The 17,311-nt window shown below is 48.0% G+C and carries 15 protein-coding genes and 1 pseudogene; 10 read left to right on the top strand and 6 right to left on the bottom strand.

Annotation, left to right across the window (positions count from 1 at the left end):
- Window positions 1-96 precede the first annotated feature (96 nt).
- Window positions 97-1,404 (top strand): PucR family transcriptional regulator, encoded by a 1,308-nt coding sequence (locus M662_RS18715; protein ID WP_235601505.1) that lies wholly within the window; start codon window positions 97-99, stop codon window positions 1,402-1,404.
- A gap of 10 nt (window positions 1,405-1,414) precedes the next feature.
- Window positions 1,415-1,711: an antibiotic biosynthesis monooxygenase family protein gene (locus M662_RS18710; protein ID WP_026577718.1), complete on the top strand. Its 297-nt coding sequence runs from the start codon at window positions 1,415-1,417 to the stop codon at window positions 1,709-1,711.
- Window positions 1,712-1,786: 75 nt separating this feature from the next.
- Here the strand turns inward: M662_RS18710 and M662_RS18705 are convergent, their stop codons facing one another.
- The 3 genes from M662_RS18705 to M662_RS18695 form a co-directional block, all read right to left on the bottom strand.
- Window positions 1,787-3,187 carry an MDR family MFS transporter gene (locus M662_RS18705; RefSeq protein WP_026577719.1) on the bottom strand — a complete coding sequence of 467 codons (1,401 nt, stop codon included), beginning with the start codon at window positions 3,185-3,187 and terminating at the stop codon, window positions 1,787-1,789.
- Window positions 3,188-3,573: 386 nt separating this feature from the next.
- Window positions 3,574-4,794 carry a dicarboxylate/amino acid:cation symporter gene (locus tag M662_RS18700; protein WP_026577720.1) on the bottom strand — a complete coding sequence of 407 codons (1,221 nt, stop codon included), beginning with the start codon at window positions 4,792-4,794 and terminating at the stop codon, window positions 3,574-3,576.
- Window positions 4,795-4,978: 184 nt separating this feature from the next.
- Window positions 4,979-6,373: a sodium/glutamate symporter gene (locus tag M662_RS18695; protein WP_026577721.1), complete on the bottom strand. Its 1,395-nt coding sequence runs from the start codon at window positions 6,371-6,373 to the stop codon at window positions 4,979-4,981.
- A gap of 139 nt (window positions 6,374-6,512) precedes the next feature.
- Between M662_RS18695 and M662_RS18690 the strand changes: the two genes are divergently transcribed.
- The 4 genes and pseudogenes from M662_RS18690 (at window position 6,513) to M662_RS19790 (ending at window position 9,559) form a co-directional block, all read left to right on the top strand.
- On the top strand, window positions 6,513-7,934 hold the full coding sequence (locus tag M662_RS18690) for an NAD(P)H-binding protein (protein ID WP_035388123.1): 1,422 nt from the start codon (window positions 6,513-6,515) through the stop codon (window positions 7,932-7,934).
- A 62-nt stretch (window positions 7,935-7,996) separates the two neighbouring features.
- Complete coding sequence (locus tag M662_RS19515; RefSeq protein WP_008633681.1) at window positions 7,997-8,146, top strand: hypothetical protein; 150 nt, start codon at window positions 7,997-7,999, stop codon at window positions 8,144-8,146.
- A 234-nt stretch (window positions 8,147-8,380) separates the two neighbouring features.
- Window positions 8,381-8,752, top strand: a pseudogene (locus M662_RS19795) (protoglobin domain-containing protein); the annotation flags it as partial.
- A 45-nt stretch (window positions 8,753-8,797) separates the two neighbouring features.
- Window positions 8,798-9,559, top strand: coding sequence for a methyl-accepting chemotaxis protein (locus M662_RS19790; protein WP_442858838.1), 762 nt, complete (start codon window positions 8,798-8,800; stop codon window positions 9,557-9,559).
- 50 nt (window positions 9,560-9,609) lie between these two features.
- Here the strand turns inward: M662_RS19790 and M662_RS18680 are convergent, their stop codons facing one another.
- From M662_RS18680 to M662_RS18670, 3 genes are read right to left on the bottom strand one after another with little or no spacing between them, the layout of a single operon-like run.
- Window positions 9,610-10,320: a hypothetical protein gene (locus M662_RS18680; RefSeq protein ID WP_008633673.1), complete on the bottom strand. Its 711-nt coding sequence runs from the start codon at window positions 10,318-10,320 to the stop codon at window positions 9,610-9,612.
- Window positions 10,317-10,766: a DUF948 domain-containing protein gene (locus M662_RS18675; RefSeq protein WP_008633671.1), complete on the bottom strand. Its 450-nt coding sequence runs from the start codon at window positions 10,764-10,766 to the stop codon at window positions 10,317-10,319. The genes M662_RS18680 and M662_RS18675 overlap by 4 nt, the downstream gene beginning before the upstream one ends.
- 15 nt (window positions 10,767-10,781) lie before the next feature.
- Window positions 10,782-11,195 carry a DUF948 domain-containing protein gene (locus M662_RS18670; protein WP_008633669.1) on the bottom strand — a complete coding sequence of 138 codons (414 nt, stop codon included), beginning with the start codon at window positions 11,193-11,195 and terminating at the stop codon, window positions 10,782-10,784.
- 367 nt (window positions 11,196-11,562) lie between these two features.
- On the opposite strand from M662_RS18670, the gene glgB reads away from it, so the two are divergent.
- The 4 genes from glgB to glgA all read left to right on the top strand — a co-directional run bounded on the left by glgB (window position 11,563) and on the right by glgA (window position 17,307).
- Window positions 11,563-13,482, top strand: a complete 1,920-nt coding sequence (glgB, locus tag M662_RS18665) for a 1,4-alpha-glucan branching protein GlgB (RefSeq protein WP_008633666.1) — start codon at window positions 11,563-11,565, stop codon at window positions 13,480-13,482.
- Window positions 13,472-14,632: a glucose-1-phosphate adenylyltransferase gene (locus M662_RS18660; RefSeq protein ID WP_035388126.1), complete on the top strand. Its 1,161-nt coding sequence runs from the start codon at window positions 13,472-13,474 to the stop codon at window positions 14,630-14,632. Before glgB ends, M662_RS18660 begins: the two co-directional genes overlap by 11 nt.
- Window positions 14,633-14,644: 12 nt before the next feature.
- Window positions 14,645-15,751: a glucose-1-phosphate adenylyltransferase subunit GlgD gene (gene glgD / locus M662_RS18655; RefSeq protein WP_026577724.1), complete on the top strand. Its 1,107-nt coding sequence runs from the start codon at window positions 14,645-14,647 to the stop codon at window positions 15,749-15,751.
- Between the two features lie 125 nt (window positions 15,752-15,876).
- Window positions 15,877-17,307, top strand: a complete 1,431-nt coding sequence (gene glgA / locus M662_RS18650; RefSeq protein WP_008633660.1) for a glycogen synthase GlgA — start codon at window positions 15,877-15,879, stop codon at window positions 17,305-17,307.
- Window positions 17,308-17,311: the final 4 nt, after the last annotated feature.

Genomic DNA, 17,311 nt, shown 5'->3' with positions numbered 1-17,311 from the left:
CCCCGGAATGGGGGAGCTTTTTTCATAACCGGCGGGTTTTCTCCGGTACAATTGCTTTTTCTTTCCAACCACAACGGATATAATGGAGGGTAACGCATGACATTCAACCTACTTGGAAAGGTAAGGATTCCTATGGAAGTGAAAGAGTTGATCCTTCAGGCAGAAGATATCCATAAAGCGACAGAATTGATCAGTTCGAAACTGAAGAAACCGGTCATCATTGAAAATAAGAATTTTGAACTCGTGTCCTACAGCTCTGCTTTCGATGACTTCGATCAAACCCAGCAGAAAACGATTTTGTCCAAGAAATGTCCGATCTTCATCATCGACCGCTTGAAGAAGGAAGGGATCGTCCAGCGTCTCGATCAACAGCCGGATGCGATCCGTATTTCTCCAATCGAGGACCTCGGCTTCCAGCAGCGGGTCGTCATCGCTGCCAAGCATCTAGGCCATACGCTCGGCTATGTGTGGATCCAGGAGTCGGATCATTCTCTGGAGGAAACGGATTTACATTTCTTGGAGGAAATTACGCCCCATTTAGGGAAATTAATATATGATCAGTTCATGAAGGTGAATGCCAAGGAAGGACGGAAGGAGGAACTGCTCTGGCAGCTGCTGCAGCATGAGTACGGCAGCGAGCGTCAGTTCCGTCACGATGCTTCCTTAGCGATGCTTCAGGTTCCTGACAGGTTTTCGGTGGTTGTCTTCTCTGTGACCGCTCCCCAGTACAAATACATGCTGGATGAGCTGGAGACAACAGTCAACCGTTTCCGTGCCGATAAACAGCTCTACTATTTGAAGACGGAATTCCAGATCATTATTATGATCGAAGGCCGTGTGAAGGACCGCTTCTCTTCTCGTAACATCGCGCGGGATCTGATCGAAGAAGTGAAGCGCGAGACGGGCGAAGAGGAATTTTACCATTTCCTCATCGGAGTCGGTAAAGAATACACGACGCTGATTCATATGCGAAAGAGCTTCCTGGAGGCATTGGAAGTGATCGAGACGGCAAGTTTCATCAACCCCCGTCCTGAATCCATGCCGAGGGAATTCGCACGTCTGGGGATTTACCGCTACCTTGCCGCTTTATATGAGAAAAACAGTTCGGAAGACTATTATAGTGAAGATCTGCTTCTTCTCATCAAGAATGATACCGAGAAACAGACGGAACTCCTGCTTACTTTGGAAGCGTACCTTGCGAATAACGGGAAGGGTAAACAGACCGCGCAGGAACTGTTCATTCACCCGAACACGCTCAATTACCGAATCAAACAAATCCAGGAATTGACGAACATCGATTTTTCAGATTTTAACAGTAAAGCCTATTTGTATACGGAGTTATTGCTATTAAATAACGTAGATAATTACTACCAGCGCTACAAATCAGCCCTTCAGAAGGGATAGGAGGAAGTCGATGATCACAGAGGCGGTCATGTTGCACGTGGAAAAAGGAAGAGAACAGGAATATGAAGAAGCGTTCCGGGAAGCATCGACGTACATTTCATCCATGGACGGGTACATATCCCACGAGCTTAAGCGGTGCTTGGAAGTCGATGGTAAGTATTTAATGCTGATCTATTGGCAGACGCTCGAAGACCATACCATCGGTTTCCGCGAATCGGACGAATATAAAGAATGGTCGAGGCTGCTCCATCCTTTCTATGATCCACATCCGACTGTCGAACATTTTGAGAAAGTCGATCTCGGTTAAGCTTCTATGCAAAAAAAATCCGAACGAATTCCCTTTCTGTTTAGAGAAAGAGAATCGTTCGGATTTTTTCGTTTTTTAGGTGCTGTACTCTTGGCTGGGCTGGGAATTGGTAAGGAAAATGGACATGACCAATCCAAGAATGGCGAAAATACCTGCGACGATGAAGGATACGTTGACACCGTGGATCAAACCGATCAGACCTTCCGACGGTTCGGCCTGACTCGTCATGACAGATACGAGAAGTGCCGTACCGACGGCCCCGGCCACTTGGCGCATCGTGTTGTTCATCGCTGTACCGTGCGGCATCAAATGTTCCGGCAGCTGGTTGAGTCCTGCCGTTGTGACAGGCATCATGACCATGGCGATACCGAACATACGGAAACAGTTGACGATCGCCAGGTACGTGAACGTTGTTTGCGGCGTAAGATCGGTGAACAGGAACGTGGAGCCGGTAACGAGCACGAGTCCGATGATGGCGAGCCATTTGGCACCGAATTTATCAAAAAGACGTCCCGTGATCGGGTTCATGATCCCCATGAGTACCGCTCCAGGAAGCAGCATCAAACCGGATTCAAAGGCAGTGAATCCGAGCATGTTCTGCATCATGATTGGTAGAATGACGGCACCGCCGATCATGGCGATGAAGGCAATCATTCCGATAGCTGTCGTTAAGGTGAACATTTTGTATTTGAAAATCCGGAATTCCAGAATTGGTTTCTCCAATTTCAGCTGTCTCGTAATGAACAGGAACAGCGTAACCGCTCCGACACCGAGGGAAATCATTACTTCCCCGCTGAAGAAGCTGTTATTACCGGCGACACTGAATCCATACAGAATCCCGCCGAAACCGAAGGTAGACAGGATGATGGAGATCGGGTCCACTTTCGGAAAGGTCTGTTTGGTTACGTTCTTCAATATGAAGTAAGCGACAATAATATCTGCGATGGCGATCGGCAATATGATGAAGAACAGACTTCTCCAAGGGAATTGCTCGACGACCCATCCGGACAATGTCGGACCGATGGCCGGTGCAAAAGCGATGACGAGTCCGAACATTCCCATTGCTGCACCGCGTTTTTCTATAGGGAAAATCAGGAACAGGATGGTCTGCATCAACGGCAGGATGATCCCCGCCCCGGCAGCTTGAAGGACACGTCCGGCCATCAGTAAGGAGAAGTTCGGTGCGATCCCACAAACGAGCGTACCCGCAGCGAACAATCCGACGGCGGTCAGGAATAAACTTCTTGTCGTAAAACGTTCAATTAAAAAGGCGGTGATCGGAATCATAATTCCATTCACCAGCATAAATATCGACTGCAGCCATTGGGCTGTATTGGCGTCCAATTGAAGATCTTCCATGATCTTCGGCAAGGCCGTTGCAAGTAAGGTTTGGTTCAAAATCGCAACGAACGCCCCCGAGATGAGCACGATCATCAAGGGGACGCGATTAATGGACTTTCTTTCTTCGTCTGTCATCTTACCCCTTCTTTCTTTTGGTGCTTAGCTAAATACTTAGGTGACTAACGATTAATGATAGCATATATTCCATTGGAATTGCATTCTTAATGTTTTTTCCCACAAAAATTCCTTAGAATGCTAACCATTCGACTGCAAAAAGAAAAGAAAGCCGCATAATACAGCTTTCTAATTGAAATTTTTATCGGGTAGAGGAGCGGGCTGCGGGAAATGGGGCGCTTTCCGCGGGGTGGCCGGTGAGCCTCCTCATCGCTGTTGCTCTTCCGGGTTCTCATCTGTGCCACACTTCCCGCAGGAGTCTGCCCTTTTTCCCTCCGCCCTTTACCATAATGATCGCTCTACCGATTAGTGGCGTTTGCATAGAAAAGCGCTTTTGTTCTTCTATATTACCGGTTTGTTTTCTTCTCTGATTTATTGATAACGGTCGTTCCGACGAGGTCGCCGGTGACGTTAAGGGCGGTTGCCCCCATTCCGACAAAGACATCCACCGCTGTAAGCAGCGCGACAGCTTCCATAGGAAGTCCGACTTGCGAGAAGACGGTTGCGATCATGATGATTCCGGCTCCCGGAACTCCGGCTGTACCGACAGAAGCGAGGGTACCAACAAGGACGACCTGAAGCATATCCGTGAAGCTCAACGGATCATTGATGACGTTCGCTGCAAATACAGCAGATACAGCAATCCGGATGGCTGCTCCGTCCATATTGATCGTTGCCCCGAGCGGAAGGCTGAACCCGTACAGGCTTTTGTTTAAGCCGAGGTTTTTAGCTGCATTCAGTGTCAGCGGCAGCGTCCCGGAGCTTGACTGTGTGACGAATGCGGTGATCATCGGTGTCCGTGCTTCCCGGAAGAAAGCGGACGGCTTCCGCTTGGTAACCAACAGGATACCGACATAGATCAGCAGCTGGACAAACAGGCCGACATAAAGGACAAGAATGAAATTTCCAAGCGACAGCAGCGTGTCTTTGCCTTCTGTTCCGACAATTTCAGCAACAATCGCGAAGATTCCGACGGGTACGTACTGCAATATTCCCTTCATGACCGTCAGCGTCGCTTCATTCAAGCCTTCCATCACTTGATACGTACTGTCACCGATTTTTTTATAATCGGCGGAGGAACGCAGGAATGCAATCGCGATTCCGAAGACGATGGCCGTAAAGATGATGCCGAGCAGGTTCATCTCCGTCAGGGCCGTCAAAATGTTCTCCGGTACGATATTTAATAGAACACTTGTGAGACCGGGATTATCCGGGACGTCAATGCTTTCACTCCCATCCAGGCTCGTGCCCGTTCCCGGTTGGAACAAGCCTGCGACAATGATTCCGACGATAATCGCCAGGGCCGAGGTGCCGAGATAGTAGAGGAACACCTTCCCGCCCATTCGACCGAGGTCGTGCGTGTTGGTCTGATTGACACCGACAATTAATGTAAACAGAATTAATGGAACGATGATGAACTTGAGAAGACGGAGCAGTAAATCTCCAAGCGGAGCAAGGACAGATGCCCCATCGCCGAAGATCAGCCCGACAAGAATCCCGAGTACAAGTGCGACGGTGATTTTCTTAATCAGAGATGTCTCCATATATCCCTTCCACAGTTTACTCATAAGTAACCTCCTTTATTTACCAATATTTATCATGAATTCTGATCGATTTACTTATGATTACGGACTATAACATATAGCATGCCTGCGCCGGGTGTCAATCGACTTGCTTAGTATGAAACAAAGAGACGCTCGTATGAAAAAAAAAACGCCTGCCGGCATGGCAGACGCTGATCTAATAAATCGTTTATTTCATTTTCTGTTTGCCGAAATAGAACAGCCCGGAAATGATTCCGACAGCCATCATGGCTACAGATACGATGAGGGCAGTCCATGGGCCGAACTGCACAATGAATGGAACGGATAATGCTGTGATGAAACCGCCTCCTAAGAATGGTTCAAAGAACAGCTGCTTATATCCGAATGCTTCAAAGGATGGTGATTTGTTGTCGGGGTCGACGATACGCATAAGGAGAAGCCCTGTAGCGGTGACGCCCGTCGATTGTCCGAAGTCGCCTAATCCGCGCTCGAACCAATAATCAGGAATGAAACGTGGGGCAAAGTACAAGAAACAGAACAAGTTCCATATAATCCCCGCTGCAGCTAACAGCAAGAACGGAACCAGATACTCACCGATGACGTCGATGGAAACCGTAGCGATGGCAGTCAGGATGAGAACATCGAGAGACAGCCCTTGAATACGGTTGACCATACGGCGGTCGACTAAATTATATTTATCTTTTTTGCTGAAGAAGATCTGTAGAAGCACACCACCGACCATAGCCATAGGGAACAGTGGAATGAATTCCATGAAGCCTGATCCCAGTGTCACCGCTTCTAATTGAATGAGTAATTCTAAGATTCCCCAACCAATGAAGATGGCAAGCATGACAATCGCCATGTGGAAGGATAGAGGTTCGATCGATTCCGGACGGAACGTAAGCTTTCCGTTCGGCTCCAGGTTCTGATATTCCATGAACCCGCGCTTCTGAAGATCGGAGAAATCGTTGATTCCATCAATTACCTTCGTCTTTTTCTTACGGATTCCCCAGTTGATGAGGATGATTCCGAAGATGACACCGGATAAGACGCCGATCGTCGCAAGCCCGATCGCCAAATCGAACGCTTCATCGAAGCCGAATTGTTCGAACGTACCGGCCATACCGGCAGCCGTTCCGTGTCCGCCTTCAAAGGCTACTTCGATCAGGGCTCCTGCCATCGGTGGAATATTGAATACGGGTGTCAGAACAAGCAGCACGAGAAGAAGTCCTACGACATACTGGCCCCAGCCGATCGTCCAGCCAAAAGCTAATTGAGGGCCGGCATAATTCCAAATTTGACTCAATTTAGGAAGGGTTGCGCCAAGGAATAAGGCAGCAAACACGACGTTAATCATCAACCCAGGCAGATCCGCCCAGACTTCTGTCACGACCGGCGGCATGACGCCGTAAGAAAGCCAGGAGTCATCCGGCATGAATTTACCTAATACTTGGGGGCCTAACAATAATGCTACAAAACCTCCGATAATCGAAGATGGTAAGAACAAATTTTGTAAAAAAGTCACTTTCACACGGATGATCTTTCCTATCAATAGAAAAAGTCCGATGTAAAGGAGTGCAAAGCCGATTTCATTAGCTGTCAAATTTCATCTCTCCCTTTACGATGGAATATGTAGGTGTCACCTCGGGAATTTTACCATAAAACTCGAAATTCGGCGAATTTTGTCGAGTTATTAGCATATGGTATCCGGGTACATAGGAAATAAAGAAGGAAGTGAAGCCATGACAGAGCCGAGAAAAAAGGTCGTAGTCGCTGGTGCAAGCGGGTATATCGGCCGTAATTTAATGAAAAAATTGGTAAAAAATCATGACATTATCGCATTATCAAGAAATGGGGATGATAAGGAGGACGAGCCCCATATTCATTGGAAGTCCTGTGACTTATATTCGTTGATTGATGCGGAAAGAGGACTGGAGGGTGCCGATATTGCTGTCTACCTCGTCCATTCGATGCTTCCCTCAGCGAAGTTGACCCAAGGGTCGTTTGAAGACATGGACGTCATCCTTGCCGATAACTTCGCACAGGCAGCTAAAAAGCAGGGCGTACAGCAAATCATTTACTTAAGCGGGATCGTTCCGGATGATGGGCGTCCGCTGTCCCCTCACTTAAGGAGCCGCCTGGAAGTAGAAGAAATTCTCGGAGCATACGGGACACCGGTCACGACGATCCGGGCAGGGCTTATCGTGGGTCCCTCCGGCTCCTCTTTTCCGATTTTGAAGAATTTGGTGAAGCGGCTGCCGTTTATGGTCTTACCAAGGTGGACGCGGACGAAGACGCAGCCGATTGCTCTTCCGGACGTACTCACTACGCTGGATAAGAGCATTGATAATAGAGAACTGGCAGGGAAGGCTGTCGACGTCGGCGGTCCGGAAGTGATGACTTATGAGGAGATGATGGCAAAACTCGCCGCCGTCATGAACCGCAGCCCGAAGATGATCGATGTTCCTTTTCTAACCATTCAATTGTCCAAGCTGTGGGTGCGTCTTGTGACAGGTTCGCCTAAAGAAATGGTTTACCCATTAATTGAAAGCCTTGTGCATCCGATGATTGTGCAGGAAGAGAACCGCGTGAAAGGATTGAGTGAAGGAAGCATAACGTTTGAAGAAGCGGCGAGGGCTGCTTTAGAGGAAGAAGCACCGAAGAAAAAGGGCCGTCTCAAGCCGAAGTTCTCTCCCATCCAACAGGATGTGCGGTCTGTGCAGAGGATCCCGCTGCCAACGGGTCACTCTGCAGACTGGATTGCAAAATATTACGTGCGCTGGCTGGAGCGGGTACTCAATCCGTGGGTGAAGACGACGGTTTTTGATGCCAGCCATTGCCGGATCGGTGTCATCTTTAACCGGACGCCCCTGCTTGAACTTACGTATGCCGCTGATCGAAGTACGAGAGACCGGGCGCTTTATTATATTTCCGGCGGCGTTCTGGCCGATGTCGATAAGAATGAGCGGGGCCGGCTTGAATTTCGAAAAATTCCCGGTAAGAATGAAGCGATCGTAGCGATTCATGATTACATGCCGTCGATCCCTTGGTTCTTTTATAAATATACACAGGCCAAAGCCCATCTGCTTGTCATGCACTGCTTCCGCCGTCATTTGGAAAAATGGGATACAACCCCTCCTCTTTCCTTTCGGAGCCATGCATAAACCAGCCGGAATGGACGAAGAATAGGGGTGTAAGACATCATGTTTTACACGAGGTGAAAACCATGGGCAATAAAGAGAAGAAACACAATCGTCAGTTTAAAGAGACGAAGAGCAAAGGTGAGCATCGAAACGGCCGCCTTGCCCAATTCAAGAACCACAGTACGGAGTTCGGTCAAGAGCCGAATGAATATATCGATCGAGGCCGTTACTAACGGTACTTCGATACGGGTCCGCCTATATGGCGGGCCTTTTTGCGTCTTTTCCTTTTTTTATCAAATGGCTTAAAACCGTACTTTCTATGTCGATACATACGTATAGAAGCGTGAGTGAGGGAGGAAAAGGCATTGTTATTTAAGAAGAAGCAGACGCCAACATTACCAATAGAAGAAAAATTCAGTGGAGAGCTCCATCTCGTAGAAGGGACGGATGTGAAGAGGCAGTGTGACATGATCGGGTTGACAGAGCCCGATCTGGCCGTTCTCCAGTCGCTCCAACCTGTTGTTGCCGCTAATATCGGTGCAGTCGTCGATCAATTCTATGCCAACTTACAGAAAGAACCGTCCTTGACCGCCATCATTGAGGAAACCAGCTCCGTCGATCGGCTGAAGCAGACGCTCAGGAGACACATAGAAGAAATGTTTACAGGAATCATCGACGAAGCGTTTTTGGAGAAGAGGCGGACGATCGCTTCTGTTCATTTGAGAATCGGGCTGAAACCTAAGTGGTATATGTGCGCGTTCCAGGATCTCACCCATTCCTTCCTGGATATTTTCTCTCGGGAACTTGGAACCGGTCCTCAGTTTCTGGAAGCACTTCGTGCGGTGACAAAAATCTTGAATCTGGAGCAGCAGTTGGTTTTGGAAATGTTTGAAGAAGAGGCGGCAGGTCTGCGGGAAGTGGAAGTACATAAGCGCATGGAGGCCTATACGAGGATCGACCGGATGTCGGAGGAGGTCGCAGCTGTATCCCAGCAGGCCAGTGCCTCTACCGAACACCTGACAGACCAGACGAAGAACATCGTCGCAGCATCAAGAGAAGGGGTGCGTATTTCTCATGATGTAGAGCGACAATCTTTAGAAGGACAGGACCGCCTGCAGGTCCAGCAATCACAAATGGATGAAATGAAAGGGCAGATCGATTCGATTACAGCCGATATGAATCACCTCCAAGGGACAGCGGAACAGATCAGCAAAATTGTCACCATTGTATCGTCCATAGCCGAGCAGACGAATTTACTTTCCTTAAACGCGTCTATTGAAGCTGCACGGGCGGGGGAACATGGAGCAGGCTTCACAGTTGTTGCCAATGAAGTAAGGAAGCTCTCCGAACAGACGAAAGCATCTGTGGAAGAAGTAGCAGCGCTTATCACGATGACAAGCTCTCAAATCCACAAGGTGTCTGCAAGCGTGACGCAGATGGATGGGGCCGTCCGTCAGAGCACCGAAAGCATGCAGCACATCAACAAATTCTTCACCGGAATTGTTGAGGCAATGGGGGAGAACAAGGCTTTCAGTGACAGCGTAGAAGCAGAGCTTGCTGCTTTTGCGGAAGCAATTCAGGAAATAAATGCAGCGGTAACGGATGTCGCTGCTTCTTCCCAGCGTCTTACACAAGTAACGGAATAACATAAAAGCGCCGGATCCTACTACGGATCCGGCGCTTTTCGTCTACCTCTTCATCGTTGAGCGTTTACTTCCACGACTTTTTCCTGTTGGACGGAAGGCTCTTCCTTCGACTCTGTCAGCTCTTCTTTCGCTTCCTTCGCCTTACCGCCTACCTCCTGCAGGTCCTCTCCGGCGTCTTTTGCCGTATGGATAATGGCTTCGGACTCTTCTTTAATATCTTTCACTTTTTCAGTAATTTCCTTGCCTTGGTTATTGAAGACTTCCTGAACGGTTGTAATGGCTTCGTTAGCGATGGTTACAACGTTCTGGATGCGGGTTAAGAGGTCATCCTTCTTCGCTTTCGGGTCCTCTTTCACCTCGGAAGCATAGCCTGTTACGGCATTTTTGGTGGATTTCGTTCCCTCCATGATACGCTTTCGTTCTTCGGGGTTTTTAATTAGAACAAATGCTCCCCCGATCACTGCCCCAGTCAGCATGGCCAACGGCAGTTTCCCTCGTTTTTTTGTTTGTGTTGCGTTTCCATTCGTTTGTGTCATCTTAATATCCCCTTTCTGTTTCGTATTTGCGGCAGCTGCCTGTTGCAGCTCCTTCTTTGATTCCTGAAGATACTGGTGTCCGGAAAGACCTGTTTCATATAGCTCTTTCTTCTTTCTGTACCATTTCATCTTCGTGATGGATGGATCTTTGCTTATCGATCGTGCCGTATATCCCGCGAGAACCCCTGAAGCTCCTCCGATTATCCAGTCGCTGTCCTTCTTCATACAGACGTACTCTTGATCTGGGCGGATTTCAGCGCTTTTCGCTTCTGGCTTAAATAATACGTCAAGGCGAGGGCCCCGTAAATGCCGCGCCAGCCTTCCTCGTTAATTTTCTGTTCTCCCTCGTGGGTGCTCGTCTTGATCGTGTGGGTCACATCAACGAGAGAAGAGGTCAATTTACGGGAAGATTCCCCAATGTCCCCCACGATATAGAAGAGTGGGCTGAGGGCACGGATCTTTTCATTCACATCTGCCAGCGTATCGTTGCTTTGATGGAGGACGCCGGTCGTTTCCTTCATGACAGAATCCAACTGCTCCGGCAGCTGATCCACCGTCTTTCTTACGCCTTTGAGGACATTGGCTAAATTATTCAGTGCTTTAATCAGGAAGATTGATACGATGGCAAAGGCGATGCCGATGATCAATACTCCAATTCCTAAGAAATCCATATGAGCTGCCTCCTTTTATTTTGCATTTTTCCGTTTCCATTTCAAATAAAGTTCGATGGCCGCATCGCCCCATTGGAGCGCCTTGACCACCTTTTCATCCTTTTGGTGGGAAGCATGGGCGACACTCTCACTCATGCCCTGCAGGGACTGGTTTACGTTACCGACAGTCGACCCTACATTATTAATGGTGTCGAAAAGTCCGTCTAAGGTTTGTGTTTTCGATTCGATATCGGAAGCGATCGTGTTCGTCTTCTTAAGGAGATGTTCTGATTCTGTGGTAATTCCCTGCATCTGTCCCTCCACTTTCTCTAATGTATGGGAGACGCTGGTCATGGTGCTGGCTGCCGCCTTCAGCGTTTTGACGACATAGATACTGATGAATGCGAATGCGATGGCGATGATTAGTAGGCTGATCCCTGCTAATGACATGACTGTTCACCTCGTTAATTTTGGTTTCTAAAGCTATACCACTATTTTTTTTGTCTGAAACGCATTTGAGAAAACTATACGATGTGTAAAAATATGTAATAAACCGTTTTCTTTTGTAATAAAAAGGGAATCGACATCATATGAAAGCGATTTCCGAAAATTGCGAACCTATTATAAGTGATTTTGGCATTAATTTGGGAAAATTCGACAATATCCGACAAAACTTTTCAGAATATTTTCATTAATTTTAATTGTAAAAGCGTTCGCCAAAATTTATGATGAATATAAGCATATTAAAACGTTCTCAACAGGCCGGTGTAAAACAACGGTATAAGGCTGGTGAAGAACATTCATGAGGAGTGATGATGTGGTTCAGGATACAACTTTAGAGCATGATATCTACTTGTTCCATCAAGGGAATCTCCGGTACAGTTACCGACTGCTCGGTGCTCATCCCGAAACGCGGAATGGAAAGCAGGGCATCCGCTTTGCCGTATGGGCCCCTAATGCTGTCCGTGTAAGCGTCGTCGGTATGTTCAACGACTGGGATGGACGGGAGAACCCGATGGAGAAAGTCAATGATAACGGGATATGGGTGGCGTTCATCCCGAATCTCGATTCAGGGACGATCTATAAATACGAAATCCTGACCGCACACGGACATTTGAGATTGAAGGCTGACCCTTACGCATTTTCCAGCGAACTGCGCCCCGATACTGCTTCCGTCGTCTATCCGCTGGATGGTTATGAGTGGAAAGATCATCAGTGGATGCAAGAACGGAAGGCGAAGAACCCGTATGAATCTCCGATGTCCATCTATGAGCTTCATTTAGGGTCATGGAAGAATATTGAACCGGAAGTCTTCTATAATTTTCGGGAGTATGCAGATATGGTCATTCCGTATGTTAAGGACCTCGGTTACACCCACATCGAATTACTACCTATGACGGAGCACCCGTTCGACCGCTCCTGGGGATATCAGGCGACAGGCTACTACTCCGTCACCTCCCGCTACGGCACCCCGGATGATTTCAAATACTTTGTCGACCGCTGTCACAATTCTGGAATCGGTGTCATATTGGACTGGGTCCCAGGTCACTTCTGCAAGGACGAGCACGGACTGAGACGCTTCGACGGAGAAGCGCTTTATGAGTATGCCGATCCTAAGAAAGCGGAGAAAACCCAATGGGGAACGCTTACGTTCGACTTTGCAAGGAACGAAGTGAAGAGCTTTCTCATTTCAAACGCTGTTTACTGGCTTAAGGAATACCATCTGGACGGGCTCCGTGTCGATGCCGTCGCCAGTATGCTCTACCTCGACTTCGGTAAGGAAGACGGGGAATGGGAGCTGAATGAATACGGCGGAAGAGAAAACCTGGAAGCTGTAACGTTCATCAAACAAATGAATGAATCCGTTTTCGAAGAAATCCCCGATACGCTTATGATGGCTGAGGAATCCACGTCCTGGCCGATGGTTAGCGCTCCGACTTATATCGGAGGCCTCGGGTTCAATTATAAATGGAACATGGGTTGGATGAATGACATGCTCAAGTACATGGAGATGGATCCGATTCATCGGAAGTACCATCACAACCTGATTACCTTCTCGATCCATTATGCATTTTCCGAAAACTTTGTATTACCGATTTCTCATGATGAAGTCGTTCATGGTAAGAAGTCGTTATTAAATAAAATGCCTGGGGACTACTGGCAGAAATTCGCCAATCTGCGTGCTTTTCTCGCCTTTATGTACGCCCATCCAGGGAAGAAACTTTTATTCATGGGAGGTGAATTCGGTCAATTCGATGAATGGAAGGACTTAGAGGACTTGGATTGGGAACTGCTCGATTACGAATCCCACGCCTCCATTTTGGAATACACGAAACAATTGCATCGTTTGTATAAGGACATGCCCGCCCTGTGGGAGTTCGATCACAAACCGGAAGGATTCACATGGATCGATCCCAACAACTACGAGCAGAGCATCGTATCGTTCGTACGCAACAGCCGTACGTCCAATGATCAGCTGGTAGTGGTATGTAACTTCACACCGGAAGTTTATCACGACTACAAAGTAGGGGTCCCGAAAAACGGCTCATACAAAGAAATTTTCTCGAGTGATGCGGAACACTTCGGAGGTTCTGGGCAGACGAACGGACTGCCGCTGGAAACAGTACCTTCTCCATGGCAAGGACAGGATCAACATATTACCATGACGATTCCCCCGCTCGGTGTGAGCTTCTTGAAGAGAACTTCAGTATCCAAGGAGGAAAATCATGAAAAATAAAGAATGCGTTGCGATGCTTTTGGCCGGCGGTCAAGGGACACGACTGAAATCATTAACCAAACAAATTGCGAAACCAGCCGTCTATTTTGGCGGAAAATACCGGATCATTGATTTTCCATTAAGTAACTGCACGAACTCCGGCATCGATACGGTCGGTGTTCTCACACAATACGAACCACTGATCCTGAACGATTATATCGGAATCGGGGACACGTGGGATTTGGATCGTAAATACGGAGGCGTTTCTGTACTGCCGCCTTTCATGCAGGCAGCAGGCGGAGGTTGGTATTCTGGGACAGCGAACGCCATCTACCGTAATTTGAAATTCCTTAACCAATATGATCCGGAACACGTACTGGTGCTTTCCGGTGACCATATCTATAAGATGGATTACAATGCGATGCTCGACCACCACAAGAAGACGGATGCAGATGCGACGATCTCTGTCATCGAAGTCCCTTGGGAAGAAGCGAGCCGCTTCGGGATCATGAATACCGATGATGATGGAAGCATTACCGAGTTTGATGAGAAACCTGAATTTCCGAAGAGCAACCTGGCGTCGATGGGTGTATATATCTTCAAATGGGAAGTATTGAAGCGTTATTTGATCGATGATGCGGAGAAAGAAGATTCCTCCCATGATTTCGGGAAAGATATCATCCCTGCTCTTCTTTATGATTATAAAAAGCTGATGGCATTCCAGTTCGAAGGATACTGGAAGGATGTCGGTACGGTCGATAGTCTGTGGGAAGCGAATATGGATCTGTTGAAGAAGAACCCTGAGCTCGACCTCAACGATCACAGATGGCGCATCTATTCGAAGAATCCGAACCAGCCGCCGCAGTACATTGCACCGAGAGGCTCCGTCCGGAATGCCCTCGTCAATGAAGGCTGCCGGATTTATGGAACGGTTGATACATCGATTATTTTTTACGGTGTGCATGTCGGCGAGTCTTCCGTCGTGAAAGATTCCGTCATCATGCCGGACGTGAAGATCGGCAAAAACGTGAAGATTCACCGCGCGATCATCTCCAAAGGCAGCGTCATCGAAGACGGAGCCGTCATCGGCGACCCTTCACCAGACAGTGAAATCACGCTTGTAGCAGATGAAGGCAGCGTCCTTGCGACAAGCTACGCAACGAATAGTTAAAGGGAGGATATTATGGATCGTATTGCAGGAATCATAAACTTAGATCACGAACAAGACATGATGGACGAACTGACTTATTTCCGGTGCGGAGCGGCTGTACCATTCGCCGGCCGTTACCGGATGATCGACTTTACAATTTCGAACATGACCAATTCCAGAATTGAATCCGTGGCTGTGTTCGCGCGTCGTAAGTACCGCTCACTTATGGATCACTTGGAACAAGGGAAAGCATGGGATTTGGACAGGATGCGCGGCGGATTATTCATTTTGCCGCCGGACTGGAATGATCCGACGGACATTTCCCGCGGGGATCTGCAGCATTTCCACAACAATATAGACTTCATCAACCGGACACTTGCAGATTATATCGTCGTTTCCGGTTCCCAGAACATCTGCAACATTGACTTCCAGGATGTCCTCCGTGAACATAAGGAATCAGGAGCGGATGTAACGGTCGTCTATACGAAGGTAGAAGAGCTTTATCCGGAGTTCCATCGAGCCCACAAGCTGGATCTGGATGCAGACAACCGGGTGACAGCTATTCACAATGATCACAGCAATTCCAATGTGTACATGGATATGTACATCATCGAGAAGCAGTATTTGTATGAGCTGATCGAGAAGTGTATCGCACACGGCTGCTCGAACTTTTTCCTGGACGGGATCAAGTCGAAGATTCCGGACATCCATGTCCATGCGTATGAATATGAAGGAACTCATGCTTTGATCAATTCCGTGGAAAGCTACTACCGCAACAGTTCCAAACTGCTTGATGCAGACGAACATGATGCACTGTTTAAGGAAGAAGCACCTATTTTCACAAAAGTGAAGAATGAAGCGCCTTCCAACTATACGGAAACGTCCAACGTCACCAATACGATGGTCGCAAACGGCTGTGTCATCGAGGGTCATGTGGAAGACAGCATCCTTTTCCGAGGTGTGAAAGTAGGAGAAGGAGCCGTCATTAAAAACTCGATCATCATGCAGCGCTGCGAAATTGAAAGCAATGCTGTTCTCGAGAATGTCATCCTTGATAAAGACTGCAGCATCTCCCGCGGCAAAACGCTGATCGGTGCCCCGGAGAAACCGTTTGTTATCGCCAAGAGAAGGACGATGTAAACGAACGTTATCAAAAATGAATGACTAACATAAGGGACTGTCTGGACGCATCACTCTGGTCAGTCCCTTTCGCGTAAGACGCAAGAGGCGGTCCCCCGCACATTAATTGGAGGAGTGAATAAATAATGAAAGTATTGATGATTGGATCTGAATGCACCCCTTTTATCAAGACAGGAGGATTGGCGGACGTACTCGGTTCTCTGCCGCAGGCATTGAAGGATCAAGGCGCTGATGTACGTGTGGTCCTTCCTAAATACGAGAATATGGCGGACGAGTGGAAGCAGCAAATGACCCACCTTGAGGCGCTTGATGTCCAACTCGGCTGGCGCAATCAATATGCCGGGATCGAGTACCTGGAGTATGAAGGCATCCCTGTATATTTCATAGATAACGAGTATTACTTCAAACGCTCGAACCTTTATGGGTACGGCGATGAAGCCGAACGGTTCGTCTTCTTCAACCGGGCCGTCATGGAATTGGTATGCCGGATGGACTGGACTCCTGACATTCTTCACTGTCACGACTGGCAGACGGGGTTGATTCCGGTATTCTTACATACCCATTATAAAGAGGTCGAGAAACTTCAAGGTATGAAAACGGTGTTCACCATCCATAATTTAAAGTATCAGGGGGTCTTCGCCCAATCCGTGCTTCACGATTTAATGGACTTTGATGAATCGATGATGAGAGACGATGCTTTCGAATTTTTTGGAGACATCAACTTCATGAAAGGCGCCTTGAACTACGCCGATTTCATCACGACCGTCAGTGAAACTTACGCAAAAGAGATTCAAACACCGTATTATGGGGAAAACCTAGACGGAGTACTCCGAAAGCGCACCGATGAATTAATTGGCATTGTCAACGGAATTGATGACCGAAACTATGATCCTATGAAAGACGAGTCGCTCGCCTTCCCGTATCGCAGCTCCCTGATTAAGAAAGGGCAGAACAAGATGTGGCTGCAGGCAGAACTCGGTTTGCCGGTCCGGAAAGATGTCCCGATGATTGGCATCGTTTCCAGGCTGGTCGAGCAGAAAGGGTTCGATTTAATCGGGCGGGTCATTGATGAACTACTGTATCATGAGGATGTTCAAATCGTTCTGCTCGGTACAGGAGAATATCAATATGAACAGATGCTTCAATGGGCACATGACAGGCACCCAGAGAAAATGTCGACGAACATCCGTTTCTCCGAAGCCTTATCCAGGCAGATTTACGCGGCAAGCGACCTGTTTCTTATGCCGTCCCGCTTCGAGCCGTGCGGAATCGGGCAACTGCTCGCACTTCGCTATGTAACGGCACCAATCGTACGGGAAACAGGTGGACTTGTAGACACCGTCCAGCCATATAATGAGGAGACGGGAGAGGGAAACGGTTTCACCTTTACGAATTACAACGCCCATGACATGCTGTACACCATCCGCAGGGCCCTTGCAATGTATCAAGATGCTGATGCTTGGCAAACGCTTGTGAAGAACATTTGCAAGAGTAAGTTCACTTGGAAAAACTCTGCCCAACAGTACATGGATCTCTATCAATCTATGTTCCGTTAGCAGG

The sequence above is a fragment of the Bacillus sp. SB49 genome (genome assembly GCF_000469135.2).
Classification (GTDB): Bacteria; Bacillota; Bacilli; order Bacillales; family Halobacillaceae; genus Halobacillus.
This window is presented reverse-complemented; position numbering and strand designations above follow the sequence as displayed.